This window comes from Thermolongibacillus altinsuensis, assembly GCF_004341205.1.
GTDB classification, from domain to species: Bacteria; Bacillota; Bacilli; order Bacillales; family Anoxybacillaceae; genus Thermolongibacillus; species Thermolongibacillus altinsuensis.
The window spans coordinates 29,556-46,019 of the sequence record NZ_SLUL01000013.1 but is presented as its reverse complement, the minus strand read 5'-3'; the positions used below and the strand labels follow the sequence as shown (position 1 = coordinate 46,019).

Annotated in this window: 15 protein-coding genes and 1 pseudogene; 2 read left to right on the top strand and 14 right to left on the bottom strand. The window is 39.0% G+C overall.

What is annotated here, in order from left to right; all coding sequences use genetic code 11:
• Nucleotides 1-50: 50 nt before the first annotated feature.
• From EDD69_RS11600 to EDD69_RS11580, 5 genes are all read right to left on the bottom strand, one after another.
• On the bottom strand, nt 51-830 hold the full coding sequence (locus tag EDD69_RS11600) for an enoyl-CoA hydratase/isomerase family protein (protein ID WP_132949120.1): 780 nt from the start codon (nt 828-830) through the stop codon (nt 51-53).
• Nucleotides 831-1,079: 249 nt separating this feature from the next.
• Nucleotides 1,080-2,276 (bottom strand): thiolase family protein, encoded by a 1,197-nt coding sequence (locus tag EDD69_RS11595; RefSeq protein ID WP_424565362.1) that lies wholly within the window; start codon nt 2,274-2,276, stop codon nt 1,080-1,082.
• A 21-nt stretch (nt 2,277-2,297) separates the two neighbouring features.
• Nucleotides 2,298-3,446, bottom strand: a complete 1,149-nt coding sequence (locus EDD69_RS11590) for an acyl-CoA dehydrogenase family protein (RefSeq protein WP_132949119.1) — start codon at nt 3,444-3,446, stop codon at nt 2,298-2,300.
• Nucleotides 3,447-3,459: 13 nt separating this feature from the next.
• Nucleotides 3,460-4,305 carry a 3-hydroxyacyl-CoA dehydrogenase family protein gene (locus EDD69_RS11585; protein WP_132949118.1) on the bottom strand — a complete coding sequence of 282 codons (846 nt, stop codon included), beginning with the start codon at nt 4,303-4,305 and terminating at the stop codon, nt 3,460-3,462.
• Between the two features lie 238 nt (nt 4,306-4,543).
• Nucleotides 4,544-4,942 (bottom strand): NAD(P)H oxidoreductase, encoded by a 399-nt coding sequence (locus EDD69_RS11580; RefSeq protein ID WP_424565361.1) that lies wholly within the window; start codon nt 4,940-4,942, stop codon nt 4,544-4,546.
• A gap of 123 nt (nt 4,943-5,065) precedes the next feature.
• Here EDD69_RS11580 and EDD69_RS11575 point away from each other — a divergent pair, with 123 nt between their 5' ends.
• The gene (locus EDD69_RS11575) at nt 5,066-5,914 is read left to right on the top strand and encodes an oxidoreductase (RefSeq protein ID WP_132949117.1); all 849 of its coding nucleotides are present in this window, start codon (nt 5,066-5,068) and stop codon (nt 5,912-5,914) included.
• Between the two features lie 184 nt (nt 5,915-6,098).
• Here the strand turns inward: EDD69_RS11575 and EDD69_RS15820 are convergent.
• From EDD69_RS15820 to EDD69_RS11530, 9 genes and pseudogenes are all read right to left on the bottom strand, one after another.
• Nucleotides 6,099-6,269 (bottom strand): annotated as a pseudogene (locus EDD69_RS15820) (N-acetyltransferase family protein); the annotation flags it as partial.
• 271 nt (nt 6,270-6,540) lie between these two features.
• The gene (locus tag EDD69_RS11565) at nt 6,541-6,984 is read right to left on the bottom strand and encodes a hypothetical protein (protein ID WP_132949116.1); all 444 of its coding nucleotides are present in this window, start codon (nt 6,982-6,984) and stop codon (nt 6,541-6,543) included.
• A gap of 258 nt (nt 6,985-7,242) precedes the next feature.
• Nucleotides 7,243-8,322, bottom strand: coding sequence for a tartrate dehydrogenase (locus EDD69_RS11560; protein WP_132949115.1), 1,080 nt, complete (start codon nt 8,320-8,322; stop codon nt 7,243-7,245).
• A 16-nt stretch (nt 8,323-8,338) separates the two neighbouring features.
• Complete coding sequence (locus tag EDD69_RS11555) at nt 8,339-9,328, bottom strand: hydroxyacid dehydrogenase (protein WP_132949114.1); 990 nt, start codon at nt 9,326-9,328, stop codon at nt 8,339-8,341.
• A gap of 116 nt (nt 9,329-9,444) precedes the next feature.
• Nucleotides 9,445-10,110 carry a 3-oxoacid CoA-transferase subunit B gene (locus EDD69_RS11550; protein WP_424565360.1) on the bottom strand — a complete coding sequence of 222 codons (666 nt, stop codon included), beginning with the start codon at nt 10,108-10,110 and terminating at the stop codon, nt 9,445-9,447.
• The gene (locus EDD69_RS11545; RefSeq protein WP_132949112.1) at nt 10,094-10,807 is read right to left on the bottom strand and encodes a CoA transferase subunit A; all 714 of its coding nucleotides are present in this window, start codon (nt 10,805-10,807) and stop codon (nt 10,094-10,096) included. The genes EDD69_RS11550 and EDD69_RS11545 overlap by 17 nt, the downstream gene beginning before the upstream one ends.
• A gap of 213 nt (nt 10,808-11,020) precedes the next feature.
• Nucleotides 11,021-12,346, bottom strand: coding sequence for a flavin monoamine oxidase family protein (locus EDD69_RS11540; RefSeq protein WP_132949111.1), 1,326 nt, complete (start codon nt 12,344-12,346; stop codon nt 11,021-11,023).
• Nucleotides 12,347-12,409: 63 nt separating this feature from the next.
• A complete protein-coding gene (locus EDD69_RS11535) occupies nt 12,410-13,843 on the bottom strand; it encodes an amino acid permease (RefSeq protein ID WP_132949110.1) in 1,434 nt (477 codons plus the stop codon).
• A gap of 91 nt (nt 13,844-13,934) precedes the next feature.
• Nucleotides 13,935-15,032: an aromatic ring-hydroxylating oxygenase subunit alpha gene (locus EDD69_RS11530; RefSeq protein ID WP_132949109.1), complete on the bottom strand. Its 1,098-nt coding sequence runs from the start codon at nt 15,030-15,032 to the stop codon at nt 13,935-13,937.
• A gap of 214 nt (nt 15,033-15,246) precedes the next feature.
• Between EDD69_RS11530 and EDD69_RS11525 the strand changes: the two genes are divergently transcribed.
• Complete coding sequence (locus EDD69_RS11525; protein ID WP_132949108.1) at nt 15,247-16,449, top strand: CdaR family transcriptional regulator; 1,203 nt, start codon at nt 15,247-15,249, stop codon at nt 16,447-16,449.
• The last annotated feature ends 15 nt before the right edge of the window (nt 16,450-16,464 follow it).

Here is a 16,464-nt window from a genome sequence, read left to right as displayed (position 1 = left end):
TTCGCCGTGCAGCGTGTTTCAAAAGTAAAGGGACAATCTCCCCATTCCCTCTATTTTCCTGTAAATTCTGGTTTTCTTTTTTCCAAAAACGCTTTCGTTCCTTCGATTTTGTCATTTGTAGAAAAGAGAAGCGCTTGCGAGAGCTTTTCAATGAGCAATCCTGTTCGGATATCCGTTTCTAAGCCGAAGTTGATGGCCATTTTAGCTAATTTTACGGCCAACGGTCCTTTTGACAAAATTTGTTTAGCTATTTCCTCGGCTTTTTCCGGCAATTTTTCTAAAGCAGCAACTTCAGAAACAAGTCCAATTCGATAGGCTTCTTCTCCATCAATCATTTTTCCAGTTAAAATCATTTCCAAGGCTTTTCCTTTGCCAACAATTCTAGCAAGTCGCTGCGTACCTCCTGCACCAGGTATAATTGATAAGTTTAATTCAGGAAGCCCAAATTTAGCCGTTTCTGCTGCTACACGGATATCACAAGCTAACGCTAATTCACAGCCTCCGCCAAGTGCATAGCCGTTGACCATGGCGATGGTCGGTTTTTCAAAATATTCAATTTGGTCGTAGACTTGCTGCATGCTGGATGGATGAAAAACATCAAATGGCTGTTTTTCTTTCAATTGATTAATATCAGCTCCTGCGGCAAACGACTTATCTCCTTTCCCTGTAAAAATGACACAACCTACATTTTGATCATTTTTACAATCTTCCAATGCGGCAACGATCTCTTGTAACGTTTGAATATCTAAAGCATTTCGTCTTTCCGGACGATTGATGATAATATAAGCGATTTGCTCCTTTTTTTCCAAGAGAATATTTTCAAAGCTCAAAATGTTCACTCCTCTTCTCAATTCAGCCGAATAGCTTCCTTCTGCAAAGTTTGACCTATTCAATTTAAATCTTTTTATATTTCCTCGTGTTCATCTTCATCTTGTTCTCTATGAAAATCTAGAAAATCAAAAAAGGGGGAATGCTGATAAGATTCCATATTCATCTCTTTTATTAGCCAAGAGGTCTCCCGCTTCAAACGTGTGCAAGGCGTAGTAACGTTCAGGGAGATGAATTAAGTGGTGGGTAGTTCATACAGTTAAATTTTCAATCATGATCGCCATCCCTTGTCCTCCGCCTACACAAAGAGTTGCAATGCCATAGCGGTTATTTCTGCGCATCATTTCATATAGTAAGGTTGTTACAATTCGCGCTCCTGTCGCGCCAAGAGGATGACCTAAAGCGATCGCGCCTCCATTGACATTTACCTTTTCATGATCAAGGTTCAATTCCCTTATCACAGCGAGTGCTTGTGAAGCAAATGCTTCATTCAGCTCGATTAAATCAATATCTTCTAGCTTTTTGCCCGTTCGTTGCAACAACTTTTGGACGGCTGGAATCGGACCGATTCCCATGATTTCAGGAGAAACTCCTGATTGCGCCCAATCGACAATTCGCGCTAACGGTTTAAGATTAAGACTTTTTGCTTTTTTTTCTGTCATCATCACTAAGGCCGCTGCCCCGTCATTTCTGCCGCATGCATTCCCGGCTGTCACCGTTCCGTTTGGACGAAAGGCAGGTTTTAATTGCTGTAACTTCTCAAATGTTGTATTCGGGCGGGGATGCTCATCCGCATCGAAAATAAATAAATCTTTCTTGCTTTTAATCTCTATCGGAACAATCTCATCACGAAACTTTCCTTCTGTTATCGCTTGATGGGCACGTTTTTGGCTTTCTAATGCAAACAAATCTTGGTCTTTTCGTGATATGTGATATCTTTCGGCAACATTTTCTGCTGTTATACCCATTCCTAATTGATCACCATAAATTTCGGTTGGCTGTTGGCCGGCTTCTGTATTGGAATCAACTACATATGGCTGTCCGTCTCCAAAGCGAACACCTCTTAAATAGAAAGGGGCTCGCGACATATTTTCCGTTCCGCCAGCGACGACAATTTCGGCATGCCCAGTTAAGATTTGCTGCGCAGCCGATGTAATCGCTTGCATTCCAGAGGCACATAAACGATTAACGGTAAAGGCCGGAACGGTTTCCGGGATGCCGGATCTTAAAGCAGCGACTCTGGCAACATTTGAAGATTCTGTCGTTTGTCTGACTTCACCTAAAATAACCTCGTCAACAAGAGACGGTTCTATGTTCGCTCTTTTCATCGCTTCTTTAATAACATGAGACGCTAAAAATCCCGAATGAATGTCTTTAAGGGCGCCGCCATAGCGGCCGATCGCCGTCCGCACCGCACTGACAATGACAATATTTTCACTTTGAATCAAGGACGTTTTCCTCCCTTTTCATTAGCTATATTCCTTTTGTAATTGCCGAGCAATAATATTTTTTTGAATTTCCGATGTTCCTTCATAAATTCTCGTAATCCTCGCATCACGGTAAAATCTCTCAATCGGATAATCAGAAATATAGCCTAAGCCGCCATGAATTTGTACGGCTTTGTCAGCCACTCTGTTATAAACTTCTGAACCATAAAGCTTTAACATCGCCGCCTCTTTAATGACCTTCATTCCTTGGTCAACCATCCACGCTACACGATAAGTGAAAGAACGTAATGCTTCGATTTCCATTGCCATTTCCGCAAGCATATGGGCAACTGCTTGATGTTCAATAATCGGCACATCAAATTGAATTCGTTTTTTTGCATATTGAACGGATAAATCAAGCAGCTTTTGACAAGATCCTAAATTTCTTGCAGCTAAACCGGCCCGTCCATTTGCTAAAATTTTCAAGGCATTCACATATCCTTGCCCTTCTTCGCCTAAAACGTTTTGGACAGGCACCTCGCAATCTTCTAAAATAATTTCAGCGGATTGTGAACCTTTTAATCCCATTTTCTTTTCAACAGCCCCGACATGAAAACCCGGAAAATCTTTTTCAACAATAAATGAAGTGATTCCTTTCGGGCCTTTCGCTGGATCAGTCACGGCCATCACAGTAAAAACATCCGCAACTGTTGCGTTTGTAATATAATGCTTTGTTCCGTTTAAAATATATTTATCTCCTTTTTTGACAGCTGTCGTTTTCAAGTTAGCCGCATTTGAACCAGCACTTGGTTCAGTCAATGCGAAGGCGCCTATTTTTTCACCCCGAGCCATGGCTGGTAAGTATTTTTTCTTTTGTTCTTCATTTCCCATTTCAACAATGCCGACTGTGCCGATCCCTGTGTGTGCTCCGATTAATGTTGTAAATCCATTATGGGTTGCGCCTATTTCTTCATATAAAGCGCATTTCCCGACCATTCCAATGCCTAGACCGCCATACTCTTCAGGAATACTTAAGCCAAACAAGCCTAGTTCTTTTGACATTTCAACGATTCGCTCGGGAATTTTATCTTCTTCTTCAATCTGCTGTGCTACTGCCTCTACTTCTGTTTGCACAAAATCTCTTACATTTCGTTTTAAAAATTCAATCTCTTCATCGAACCGAAAATCCATTTTGTTCACCTCTTTACTTATATTCATAAAATCCTTTTCCTGTTTTTTTGCCTAACCAACCGGCTTTCACATACTTTCTTAATAATGGACAAGGGCGATACTTTTCTCCTAATGTTTGATAGAGATACTCCATGTTTCGCAATCTCGTATCTAAGCCGACTAAATCAGCTAATTCCAGCGGCCCCATCGGATGATTTAAACCGAGTTTAATCGCTTTATCGATATCTTCAACGCTTCCGACACCCTCCATCACCATGTTCATCGCTTCATTTCCGATCAGGCAGTTCATGCGGCTTACGGCAAAGCCAGGAAATTCATTAATTTTTACACATTCCTTTCCGATTGCTTTCCCGAAGGCAAAACATTTTTCCACCGTTTCTTCTGATGTTTCTAATCCGCATATCACTTCAATTAATTTCATTTTTGGAACAGGGTTAAAAAAGTGTAAAGCAATACATTTGTCGGGTCTGTTTGTTTGGGCGGCAATTTCTGTCGGACTCATTGTCGATGTATTTGTCGCCAAGATCGTTTCCGGTTTGGTGTATTGATCTAATTCTTTGAATATTCTTATTTTTAGATCCATGATTTCCAATACAGCCTCGATAATTAAATCAGCTGATTGAGCCGCTTGCTTTATGTTTGTTGTATACACAATACTGTTTTTTGCCCTTTCAGCATCAAATTCCGATATCTTTCCTTTTTCAATTGCTTTTTGAAACTGTTCTTCTATATAATTTTCACAGCTTTTTAGCGCTTTTTCTTCTATGTCGTGGACTGTCACATGAAACCCATGAGCGGCACATGTATAGGCAATTCCTCTCCCCATTGTGCCAGCTCCAATGACACTAATCGCTTTCAAGCAGATCATCCTTTCTCTGAAACCATTCTTTTCTTTTTTAATAATATGATCACAAATCGATTAAATTTCCATCTTTTTCCCTTAATCGATCTTGCAAATTGGTCTTTTACTTTTAAATACTAATCGGTTCGTAATTCTATTTTATTCTCAATTTTTCAGAAAAATTAAAGGATGATTTTGGTAGATAAGATAGCTTTTTACAATTTCGAATCGGTTTGGTACACCATTCTCACCATGATTATTTTTCAGTTAATGAATGGCTATATGTATTCCCTAGCTCATACGCTCGATTGAAAAGACTTTCATAATGTTTTTTGATTTCCTCTTCGTTTTCAAGATCTTCAGCTAACGTATTATACAGAAATGCCACTTCAGACTGAGGAATGCCGGTATAGCCAGCTAAACCAACATTCAAATAATGGGAAATCATCGTATCGAAATTTCTTTTTTTAAGACTTTCTTCCGTCTCCCCGACAAGCGGAATCCACAACACCTTTTTGTGTGGAAGGCGCGCTTCTCCATAAGCAAAGCCATAGTTCCATACCCGGTCTATATATCCTTTTACCATCGCCGGTAATGAATACCACCATAACGGGAAGATGAAGGCTAATCCATCGTTTCTTCTCAATCTTTCCATTTCTGCATGAACGATTCATTATAACCGCATCATTGCATGACTATTGACTGTTAAACTACATTATTCTTTTTAAAGAGCCCAATGTTATCATTAAGAGGAGTAGAGAAATTGGAGGGGGATCTTGTGAATCAAACTTTTGACAATCAACCTGTTGCGTTTGTTACAGGAGCTTCAAGCGGCTTTGGTTTGTTGACGAGTGTGGCACTTGCCGGCGAAGGCTATCGCGTGCTGGCTTCAATGAGAAACTTGGATAACAGAGGACGGCTGGAAGCGGCGGCTAAAGAAGCGGGGGTAACAGATCGGATTGAGATTGTTCAATTGGATGTGACCGATTTTTCCGCCGTGGAAACTGTGATTCAGGATGTAATTCACCGTTACGGACGAATTGATCTGTTGGTGAACAATGCGGGTTATGCAGCGGGCGGATTCACGGAGGAACTTGCTGTTGAAGAATGGCGACGGCAATTTGAAACCAATTTTTTCGGTTTGGTGGCAGTAACGAAAGCGGTTTTGCCGTCGATGAGGGAACGCAGAAGCGGCAAGATTGTGAATATAAGCAGTATCAGTGGACGGATCGGATTCCCTTCTATGGGACCTTATGTGGCATCCAAGTTTGCGGTGGAAGGATTCAGCGAGTCTTTGCGTTTGGAGATGCTGCCGTATGGCGTTCATGTAGTTTTGATTGAACCGGGATCCTATAAAACAGATATCTGGTCAAAAGGGTTGGGAGCGGTAACGATCCATCCGAATTCTCCTTATGCGAAAGAGATGAAGGCGATTTTGAAATATGTCAATCAGGTTGCTGAGACGGCACCTGCTCCGGATGAAGTGATCCGACAGATTGTGCAAGTGGCAAAGTCTCCCTCTCCGAAATTGCGGTATCCGGTTGGCAAAGGCGTGAAATTAGGAATTTTTCTGAAAAATGTACTGCCGTGGAAGTGGTGGGAGCGGATGATGACAAAACGGTTTTGAGAGGGATCGTGACGGTGGGACTTAAAAAAGAGTCGGCTTACGCTGACTCTTTTGTTTAGCATTTAATTGAAAAGTCCTTAAAAGTTTTGAACGCTTACGGTGACAAGAGTATTTTTTCCACTCTTCTTTTGCCGTTTCAACTGCAATATCCCTCTTTTGTTTGCTTCATGATTAAAAATAATTCTCAATCTATACCTACGATTTGACTACGACGTTCGAGCAATACAACATCACGCCATACACCATTTAACTTTCCTATACGTTGTCGTATACCAACTTCACGAAATCCAACACTTTGATGTAAACGTAAACTTGGTATGTTTTCAGGGAAAATTCCCGCAGTTAATGTCCAAAACCTGTTGCAATTCCTTGTTCGTAAATTTCTTTCACTTGCAACCAATCCTCTTTGCGAAAACTGCGAATGTTCATATTAGAAGCCACTCCTTATTTTCATAATTTTCATACAATGAAAAAGCACTAGGAATCGCCCTAATGCCTTTTCATTGTAAAGTTAGCAAGATGTAGATGGGCATTATTTACTTTCAATAGTGTCTCTTCTTCATCATTTTGGCTTTCTTTTATTTCAACAATTTGAATATCGCGGCACGATAATAAAAGAAACTTAACTAAAATCCTCTTCCCCATAAACTATTTAAAAATAACATATAAAACGTGAATATGATCGAGACGATTATAAAAATCACCGGTAGGAATTTGAATTTTTCAACTTTCCTGAAGGTTGCAATAAAAATCATAATAGCAAAGAATGTAACGATATAAAATACAGAAAATAAACTGTACTCGGTAAAAGGGCCTAAGAACAAACTGAGAACTAAAAATTGAACAAGAAAGGCTAAAATGGAAATAGAGACCCACTTTAAATTACCCTTAATCTTAACAATGCTTATGATTGATAAAATCGTTGAAACTAAAATTAGTAACATAAGAAGCCATTCATATAGGAAAAACAAAGATTCGTCATAGACTGCAAATAAATAACCAACAACGGAAAGAGGTATGATCGCAAGTAGTAAAAGGGCGTTTATTTTTATATATTTAATTTCTCCCAACTTTCTCCCCCCTCTTATGATATAACCATATTTTAACATAAACCCGCCATAAATGTCTGTAATTTACCAATCAACACGTTAACCAACCATGAAGCGAGCTTCACCACAGATGATGGAAGTTTCTTGAATAAGAACAGGAGTTGCTGATGCAACTCCTGTTGTCACTCTTACACCCTTTAGCTTAATAAGTGCTTTTGATGCGGCTAACTTTTATCTTGTTCCAAATTCGTTCCCAATCCTTTTTTTGCGATGCGTTCTTCATCCATAATTTTCTCTCAGTCTTCTACAAACCTGTTCGCCAAATTCTTCAGTTGTAGCATTTCCACCAAGGTCTGGTGTAACAATTCTTCCTTCCTCGAGAACATCCTGAAGCGCCTCCATGATTGCTTTTGCAAGTTTGTTTTCTCCAAAATGTTCAAGCATCATGCTCGCGCACCATATCGCTGCCGTTGGATTGGCAATTCCTTTTCCAGCAATATCAGGCGCTGAACCATGAACAGGTTCAAACATGGAAGGGAATTTCTTTTCTGGATTTATGTTTGCTGAAGGTGCAATTCCCAATCCTCCAATAATTGCTGCTCCTAAATCCGTCAGGATATCCCCAAATAAATTAGAAGCAACAACGACATCAAATACATCTGGCTTTGTTACGAAAAACGCACAAAGAGCATCAATATGGATGATATCTGTTTTAACATCTGGAAACTCTTTATTGATTTTTTGGACATACTCATCCCAAAACGGCATGGTATGATTAATGCCATTTGATTTTGTAGCAGCTGTTAAGCGTTTTCTTTTCCCTTGTTGATTTGCAAGATTGAAAGCATATCGTAATACTCTTTCAACCCCATGTCTTGTAAACACACTATTTTGAATGGCCATGTCCATATTAGTACCTTCGTACATACGCCCGCCGATACTAGAATATTCTCCTTCATTGTTCTCGCGAATGACGATAAAATCTAGGTCTTCCACACCTCTGTTTGCTAGCGGTGATTTGATTCCACGCAGCAATTTGACAGGACGAATATTAATATATTGCTGGAATTGCCGACGGATCGGAAGCAGCAGCCCCCATAATGAAACATGATCTGGAACACCTGGATAGCCGACCGCTCCTAAATAAATAGAATCAAAGTTTTTAAGTATTTCAAGACCGTTATCCGGCATCATCTTTCCATGCTTTAAGTAATACTCGCAGCTCCAATCAAATTGTTCGTATTGAATCGAGATTCCTCCGTCAATTTCACAGGCTGTATCTAATACTTTTTTTCCTTCTCTTATGACGTCAACTCCAATTCCGTCACCTGGAATTAATGCGATTGAATAGTTTCTCATGAATCGAACATCTCCATTACATTGTTTTTTGGTAGACTTCTGGATTCCCTATAAAATCTGGTTTTTCACCTGCTAGGGCTTTTAAAATATTTCTTGCAACCGTTGTGGCCATAATGAGGTTGCTTTCCACCGTGGTTCCACCAACATGCGGAGTTACGATGATGTTTGGCAGTGAGAGTAAAGGCAAGTCTTTTGGAGGCGGCTCAGGGTCAAAAACATCTAAAGCAGCTCCAGCAATGATCCCGTTTTGAAGAGCTTCATAAAGATCGTCCTGATTCACGATCCCTCCCCTTGCCGTGTTAATTAAGTAGGCTGTGGGTTTCATAAGCTGAAAGTAGTACTTATTAATCAATCCCTTCGTATTTTCTGTTAATGGAATATGCAGGGAAATATAATCGGATGTTTTAATAAGAAACTCAAGATCAGTGGTTACCGTGAGGCCTAGCTCTTCGGCCAAGGAATGTTTTGTTTTGTCGTATTGTCTCACCCAAACGATAACATCCATTTCTAATCCTAGTTTTAACTTTTTTGCCACTTCTTTCGCTATGCTTCCAAAACCGACAATTCCAGCTCTTTTTCCTTTCAGTTCAAACGATTCAAGATGAGTCCTAGAATCATAGTTTCCTTGGCTCATCGCTGAATGAAAAGGGATCAGCCCCTTGCTTAAAGCCATAATCAGCATGACAGCATGCTCCGCCGTTGATACGTTGTTAACGGCAGGTGCATGTAATACCGGTATGCCCTTTTGAGTTGCGTATTTAACATCGATATTATCTAAACCAACACCGGCTCCAGAGATCACCTTTAACTTAGGAGCGGCGTCTATAATCTCCTTTGTGATTTTTGCAGGCGCACGCAGAACGATGCCTTCAACTTCACGAACCATTTTGCAAATGGAAGATGGATCATATTCATCCGTACGAATGACTTCAGCTCCCTCTTGAAGCACTTTTTCTCCTTCTTCATGATACATAGAAAGAATCTGTAGGATTTTTGGCTTTGTCATCTAATGACTCCTTTTCTTTTAAACTTAACGATTGCAGATCGTCCTTCTCGGTTGTCATTTTGTAAATGTAATCGGTGCGACATTCTCCATTTAGCAATTTTATAAATTTCCACCTCTTACACGTGCATGTATTTAAGATTTTCTGCGATTTGGAACCTTGCTTCTGTGGTTGCCATGATTTCTTCTAATGATGTATCCTCTGCTATTTCTTCTAACACCATCACACCATCTTTGATCGAAAATACAGCTTTTTCCGTTACAATCATTTCTGCTGAACGAATGCCGCTACTTGGATATGTTAGCTCTTTTACTAGCTTTGGAGAATGGTCCTTTGTTAGATGAGTAATGGCGATAATAATTTTTTTTGCCCCTGGAACAAGGTCCATTGCTCCTCCGACTCCAAGAATGTCTTTTCCAGGCACGGCCCAGTTAGCAATTTCTCCTTTTTCGCTTACTTGCAAAGCCCCCAATACAGCTACATCGATATGGCCGCCTCGAATCATAGCGAACGAATCGGAACTCGAAAAAATAGAAGCGCCTAAATCAAGCGTGACGGGATGTTTACTTGCACTGATGCAATCCATATCAATTTCTTCATCAGCGGGGGTTGGTCCCATGCCAAGTATTCCGTTTTCAGACTGTAGAAATACTCCCTGGTTTGGATCTAAAAAATCTGGAATTAGCGTTGGAATTCCAACACCAAGATTAACAACCATTCCTGCAGTAAGTTCTTTCGCAATCCGTTTCGCAATTCGAATTCTGTAATCATGATTTTTTTTCAACATATATCCCACCTGACTTTTCGTATCGGCTTTCAACAATAACATCAATGTAGTTATGAGGAGTTACGATCCTTTCTGGATCCAGTTCTCCAACAGGAACGATTTCATCTACCTCAGCAATTACCAACTCAGCAGCAGTGGCCATCATCGGATTAAAGTTTCTCGCAGATTTCGAATATATGAGATTTCCTAGAGTATCTGCTTTCCATGCTTTAATAAGTGCGACTTTGGCGGTAATTCCTTCTATTAAAATGTATCTTTCTCCGTTAAAGATCCTTTCCTCTTTTCCTTTGGCTAATTCAGTACCGACACCTGTTTTAATGTAAAATCCTGCAATACCGGCTCCACCTGCTCGAATTGCTTCAGCAAGTGTGCCTTGCGGAATAAGCTCTATTTCTAATTCGCCGTTTTTCCAAGCTTTCACTGCGTCGCGGTTGGAAGTGAAATAGGAACCGACTGCTTTCTTTATGTGGCCCGTGCGTAATAATTTTCCTAATCCCTTTCCCGCTTCGCCGAGATTGTTACTAATAACAGTAAGATTCATCGCTTTCGTTTGCATTGCAATCGCATCAATTAATGTAAGAGGTGTACCGCATAAACCGAATCCGCCAACTAAAAGAGTATCGCCGTCTTGAATTAAGTCGATGGCTTCTTCTGGAGTTTTTAATTTACTTGAGGTGATGGAGTGCATCGTCATTTTCCGCTCCTCCTTTTCGTTTCATTTATTAAACTTTTCATCTTTTTCGATACTTTCATTATGAAAACCATCACCTTTCAAATCTATGTGCATTTCAAACGAAAAAGACAGAAATTTCAGAACAATAATTGTTTATTTTGCATGAAGGAGCAAAGAAGGTGTCCTTATAAGAACACCTTGATTAATTTCAATTATTACTTACTTGTAATTTCCTTAATTACAAGTGTTTTCACCAGTAAGATGTTTATGCACTCTTCTGCTTACGGTTAGCCCGCTCTCAATGGCGCCATCAATGAATCCTGCCCAACCTTTCGCATACGTTGTGCCTGCAAGATATACGCGGTTCTCAGGAGTATTCCACTCTTCAAAATAAGTGGTAAGCTGATTCGGTTTAAGCATCGGCCAAGTTTCCCTTGAAAATTCATCGTTTACCCAATCGTGCCCGGTACTTTCAATAACTTCAATTTCAGGAATCCAATGTTGTAACGCCTTTTCTACTGCTTCTCGGTCGTTTGGATCAAGCATGGCTGCACTTGGGCCAAATCCAACAAGAATGCTGTCTCCATCTACGAATCTATCTAAATGAACAGAATTTAACGGATAATTCCCTGGTGCCAATGCATCAAATGGCTCTAATTTTCCTTTCACTCGTGCCCAAACCTTCACACCCTTTGAAGTTTGCCCTTCCATTGACGACGCTAGTTTTTCCAAAGATAAAGCAGGATTAAATTTTATATTTTGAAGAGTTGTAAGTGGCACTGTCACAATGACCGTTTTCGCTTTATATTGGAAATTGTTATGATCGGTTACGATCACACCTTCATGGTTGTGTTCCACACTTCTCACAATTGTTGAAAGCTTTATTTCGGCTTTCGCATCTGCAGCAATCGCTTCAATCAGTGCTTTCGTTCCTTCCTTCAGTCTGTATGTGGAAATCATAGCGCTATGATTGTTCCAATTTCCCTGCGAGAAAACCCACCAACGAAAGATTTGTGTGACAGCACCTTCTGCAGGTGCTCCACAGAAGTCAGAAGCCACCCATCCGTGTAAAATATCATACTCTTCCTGTGTTAAACCAAAATCTTTCATAAATTCTTCAGCGGTTACTCCATCGATTTCTTTTATTAATGGTGAATGAAGAGGATCATAAGGTAACGGCAAGTATTTATGACTTTCACTCATTAACCGATCTACCGTACTTTTAAGTTTATTTTTGTAATCACTAATCGTTGATTGATGAGACTTTCCGTTTGAAATCCAATAAACTTTTTCTGCTTTTGGGCCTGATACAATTTCTAATCCGTAACGAGTGATTTCCGTCCATACGTGGGGTTGAAACCAATGAACATACGTCCCTCCCATTTCGAGCTTAGAATTAAGACGAGTATCAACCCAAGTGCGGCCGCCTAGTCTGTCACGTGCTTCCAGTAGAAGTACTTTATGACCAAGAAAACGAAGTTCACGAGCGGCAGTCAACCCTGAAAATCCTCCTCCGATTACGATTACATCATAGCTTTCATTACTTTTATAATTCACCATCAACCTTCCCCCTCACTGATGCACAGTTATCTATTCGGATAGCTGTGCATCGTTATTTAAGGACTAATTCTCTTCTTTTACAGTTGGATTGGTTTGAGTATTTGTGAGATTCGATAAAGCTGCTTTTTTTCTTGTGTAGAACAAGTAATAATACAAATAACAAGCGGCTATAAAACCAGTTCCCCAAAAGAGTGATGCCCTTTGTGTCGGATCGAACGCCATGAATATGAATATAAATAAGCACATAGCGATACAAAGAAATGGCACAAGCGGAAAGAACCGTACTCTATATTGCAAATCCTCTAATTTTCCGCCATCTCGAATATATTGCTTTCGGAATCTATATTGTGCCAAACCGATGGCCATCCAAGTTAAGGTACCGCCCATTCCGCTTACTGCAAGTAAAACAACGAAAAGTGTATCCTCTGCTACTATACTCGTTAGTAAGGAAAGTAATGCAAATCCTAGCGTAATCAAAAGCGCATAAGATGGAACGCCGCGTTTGTTTAATTTTCTAAAGATTGAAGGAGCCATCCCGTTTTCAGAAAGAGAATACATGATACGGGTACAAGCATAAAGTCCTGTATTTCCTACAGATAAAATGGCCGTTAAAATAACAAAATTCATAATATCAGCTGCGTATGGAATACCAACCATATCGAAAACCGTTACAAAAGGACTTTCTAGAACTCCGGCTTCTTTCCAAGGAACAATGGCAGATAATACAAAAATGGCTAAAACATAAAACAATAGAATACGGGCAACGATATTACGAATCGCCTTTGGGATATTTTTTTGTGGATCTTCTGTTTCTCCTGCAGCGACGCCCATAATTTCAGAGCCTTGAAACGCGTAAATGACAGTCATCATGGAGATAAAAACACCAGTTAACCCTGTTGGAAATAATCCATCTCCAAAAAAGTTAGCGAAATACGGTGCAGGTTGCCCATCCATATTTAATACTCCAAAAACAGCCCCTAGACCGACAATGATGAAAAGAATGACGGTAATGACTTTAATTCCTGCAAACCAGTACTCCGTCTCTGCAAAACTTCTTGTGGCGAGCGAATTAATTGAAAAAAGAAGGATGATGAATAAAGCACACCATATCCAAACTGGAACATCTGGAAACCATCTCTTCATGAGTACACCGGCTGCTACAAATTCAAGACCAACATACATTGCCCAGCTTAACCAGTATACCCAGCCGATTACAAAGCCAGTAGCCGGTCCTATATATTTAGTGGCATGTGCCTGAAACGATCCTGAGACAGGCATGACAACGGATAATTCTCCTAGACAAACCATTGCTAAGTACATTAACAATCCACCAACAAGATAAGCCAGTATCGCCCCTGCTGGCCCCGCTTCTCCAATTGCATACCCGGAGCCTAAAAATAGTCCCGTTCCAATAACACCGCCTAAGGAAAGCATAAATAAGTGTCTGCTCTTCATAGAGCGATTTAACTTTACATGGTTTTCTTGATTCATTCCCATTGAACATTCACCTATCTTCCAATTTAATTTTTGTCATCCATCTTTAGAAAGCGTTTACATAAAGGTGATCAAAGAAACTGGGACCATTTTTTTATGATGTGGTGGGAGTATTAGCTGATTTTATAGGCAAAAACGTTTCTAAGTCTTTTTGAATGAGTAATTGGAAATGATGAACGAGATTCTCTGTAAGAGAAAATCTTCCTTGTTTATATGCCCCTGTATCCATCCCTTTTTGGACAGCTTCACAAATTTCAAGATCTTCTTGACGGACCAATTCATCAATGGCCATTAACTCTTGTTCTTCTTTACTCATCTGATCAGTCATAAAAAACGTGGTATATATATATTTTGTCGTTTTGTGATCAATTGGAATGGATTGATGAATGGAAACATTAGCCGGACCTGGATCAAATGAAAACCAAGTATTTGGATACAACCAATAATAACGTCCGCCTTGACCTAAACCAAATTCATTCGTTTTTCCTTTTAAAGGAGCCCCTTGATAGGAATAATAATCATACACTTCCATCTCATATTGGTTCATGTCTAGCTTGGAAACGAGTGTTTTATGAACAATGGAACAATGATCACACTCCAAATAGTTGTCAATTCCGATTTTCCAATTAGACTTACAGATAGTTTCCTTTACTCTTACTCTTTTCAAATTTTCTAAATTGTACTTTCGAACATGGTGGAATAAATTAGGGAATTGCGTCGACATGGGGGGAGCATTTGGATCGAGGTTCACAAAAATAAAAGATTCCAATATTTCTATTCTTATTGTTTTTAAACAAAAGTCACCGTAATCAAAATTTTCTACACCTTTCATGTTCGGAGCTCTGTTAAGCGAACCATCTAACTTGAAAGTCCATGCATGATAAGGACAAGTAATAATCGATTTATTTCCTTCCCCTTCTAGCAATTTAGCCGCACGGTGCGTACAAACATTAAAAAATGCACGGATCTCGCCATCGTTGCCGCATATTACAATAATCGGTTTATTTGCGACTTCAGTTGTTATATAGTCTCCCGGCTTTTTAAATTGACTAATATGCCCGACGTATTGCCAAGACTTGCTGAAAATTTCTCGTTTTTCTACTTCCAATACTTCAGGATCTCTATAAAGCCAGGCAGGTAGAGTATGTGCTTCGCTCAGTTTATTACTTACTCGAAATTCTTGGTTTGGCATGAAATATACCTCCCTTTTAAAGAAATCATGGAAAAGAGTTCGCTTTTTGAAGGGTAGATTGATTGTAAATTAAAAAGATTCTTAATAATATGTATATTTTCACCAAAAATTCTTATAATGAAAGTGATGATTTTTGTTTTTTTTGCACCATAGAAAAAATTTTTGTGCTTACATGCCTTTTTTATCTATGGAAAAAAGAAAGGAAGGCATATCGATGAAGATTCTTAAACATATCGCTCAAGAAATTGTTGAAAAAACAAGTGAGGTTTTAAAATATCCGATCAGCATAACTGATAATGAAGGATACATCATTGGGGCGACTGATAAAAGCAGAATCGGAATATTTCATAGGCCCTCACTTGACGTCATTAAGAACAACCGTATGGTATATTGTAAAAATGAAATTGAAAAGGAGATTCTCCCCGGCATATCCGTACCTTTGAATTTTAATAATCATGTCATCGGTGTTCTAGGGATTGTTGGAGAACCTAGGGAAGTAGAAAAATATGTACATCTAGTAAAAAATCAAGTTGAAATGATGTGTCAGGATGCATTTAGAAAAGAAATGGTTGAGTTAAAAGAGAAAATGATTGAAGTGTTTGTCCATCAAATTATCCATTTTAGGGAAAATGATGAATGTGATCATATTTATCAATATGCAAAGTTGCTTGACTATGATTTGCAAAGCAACAAAGTATGCTTGTTAGTTGATATTCAATCACTCTCTAAAAAAATTTCATCCGAAAAATCGAATGAGGAATTTTTTGGCAGTTTTCCCCTCCAATATTTTCAAAGAGAAGTGCTTAACTTTCTTCACCTGCTTTTCCATGAATCAAAAAATGATATTATTTCATTTTTAAATATAGAACGCTTTATTGTAATCAAATCTCTCCCCACTGAACGATCATTCTCACGATTACAAGAAAATCTCGAACAAAAAATTCAAAGATTAAATGCTTTTTTAGAAACAAAATATAAGGTTTCCGCATCCATTTCGGTAGGTGATATCAATTCTGGAATAAAAGGAATTGCTGAGTCTTACAGTAATGCGAAAAAAGCGATGAATATAGGAAAAAAATCTGAACAAAAAATCCCCATCTATTTTTACAATGAACCTGAAACATTATTAAGATTGCTTCCAAAAGAATTATCATCCGAATATCGAAATAAATTAATTAAATTAATTTCTCCTTTAACACAACAAGATCATTATGAAGTATTGGCAGAAACATTTATGATGTATTGCAAATATAATATGAACTTGAGCGTTGCTGCTAGAAATATGTTCATTCACAGGAATACAATCATTTATCGTCTTGAAAAAATTAATGAATTAACCTCTCTTGATACAAGTAATTTTGAACATTGTATGCTCTTACATGCAGCGATTCAAAGCTATAAAGAATTGAAAATATGAAATCCCCCCTTCTTT

Excerpts from the sequence above, each read along its gene's own strand:
- EDD69_RS11590 (WP_132949119.1), bottom strand. The coding sequence starts at position 3,446 with ATGGATTTTCGGTTCGATGAAGAGATTGAATTTTTAAAACGAAATGTA.
- EDD69_RS11580 (WP_424565361.1), bottom strand. The coding sequence starts at position 4,942 with ATGGAAAGATTGAGAAGAAACGATGGATTAGCCTTCATCTTCCCGTTA.
- EDD69_RS11560 (WP_132949115.1), bottom strand. The coding sequence starts at position 8,322 with ATGAGAAACTATTCAATCGCATTAATTCCAGGTGACGGAATTGGAGTT.
- EDD69_RS11555 (WP_132949114.1), bottom strand. The coding sequence starts at position 9,328 with ATGACAAAGCCAAAAATCCTACAGATTCTTTCTATGTATCATGAAGAA.
- EDD69_RS11545 (WP_132949112.1), bottom strand. The coding sequence starts at position 10,807 with ATGACGATGCACTCCATCACCTCAAGTAAATTAAAAACTCCAGAAGAA.
- EDD69_RS11540 (WP_132949111.1), bottom strand. The coding sequence starts at position 12,346 with ATGGTGAATTATAAAAGTAATGAAAGCTATGATGTAATCGTAATCGGA.
- EDD69_RS11535 (WP_132949110.1), bottom strand. The coding sequence starts at position 13,843 with ATGGGAATGAATCAAGAAAACCATGTAAAGTTAAATCGCTCTATGAAG.
- EDD69_RS11530 (WP_132949109.1), bottom strand. The coding sequence starts at position 15,032 with ATGCCAAACCAAGAATTTCGAGTAAGTAATAAACTGAGCGAAGCACAT.
- EDD69_RS11525 (WP_132949108.1), top strand. The coding sequence starts at position 15,247 with ATGAAGATTCTTAAACATATCGCTCAAGAAATTGTTGAAAAAACAAGT.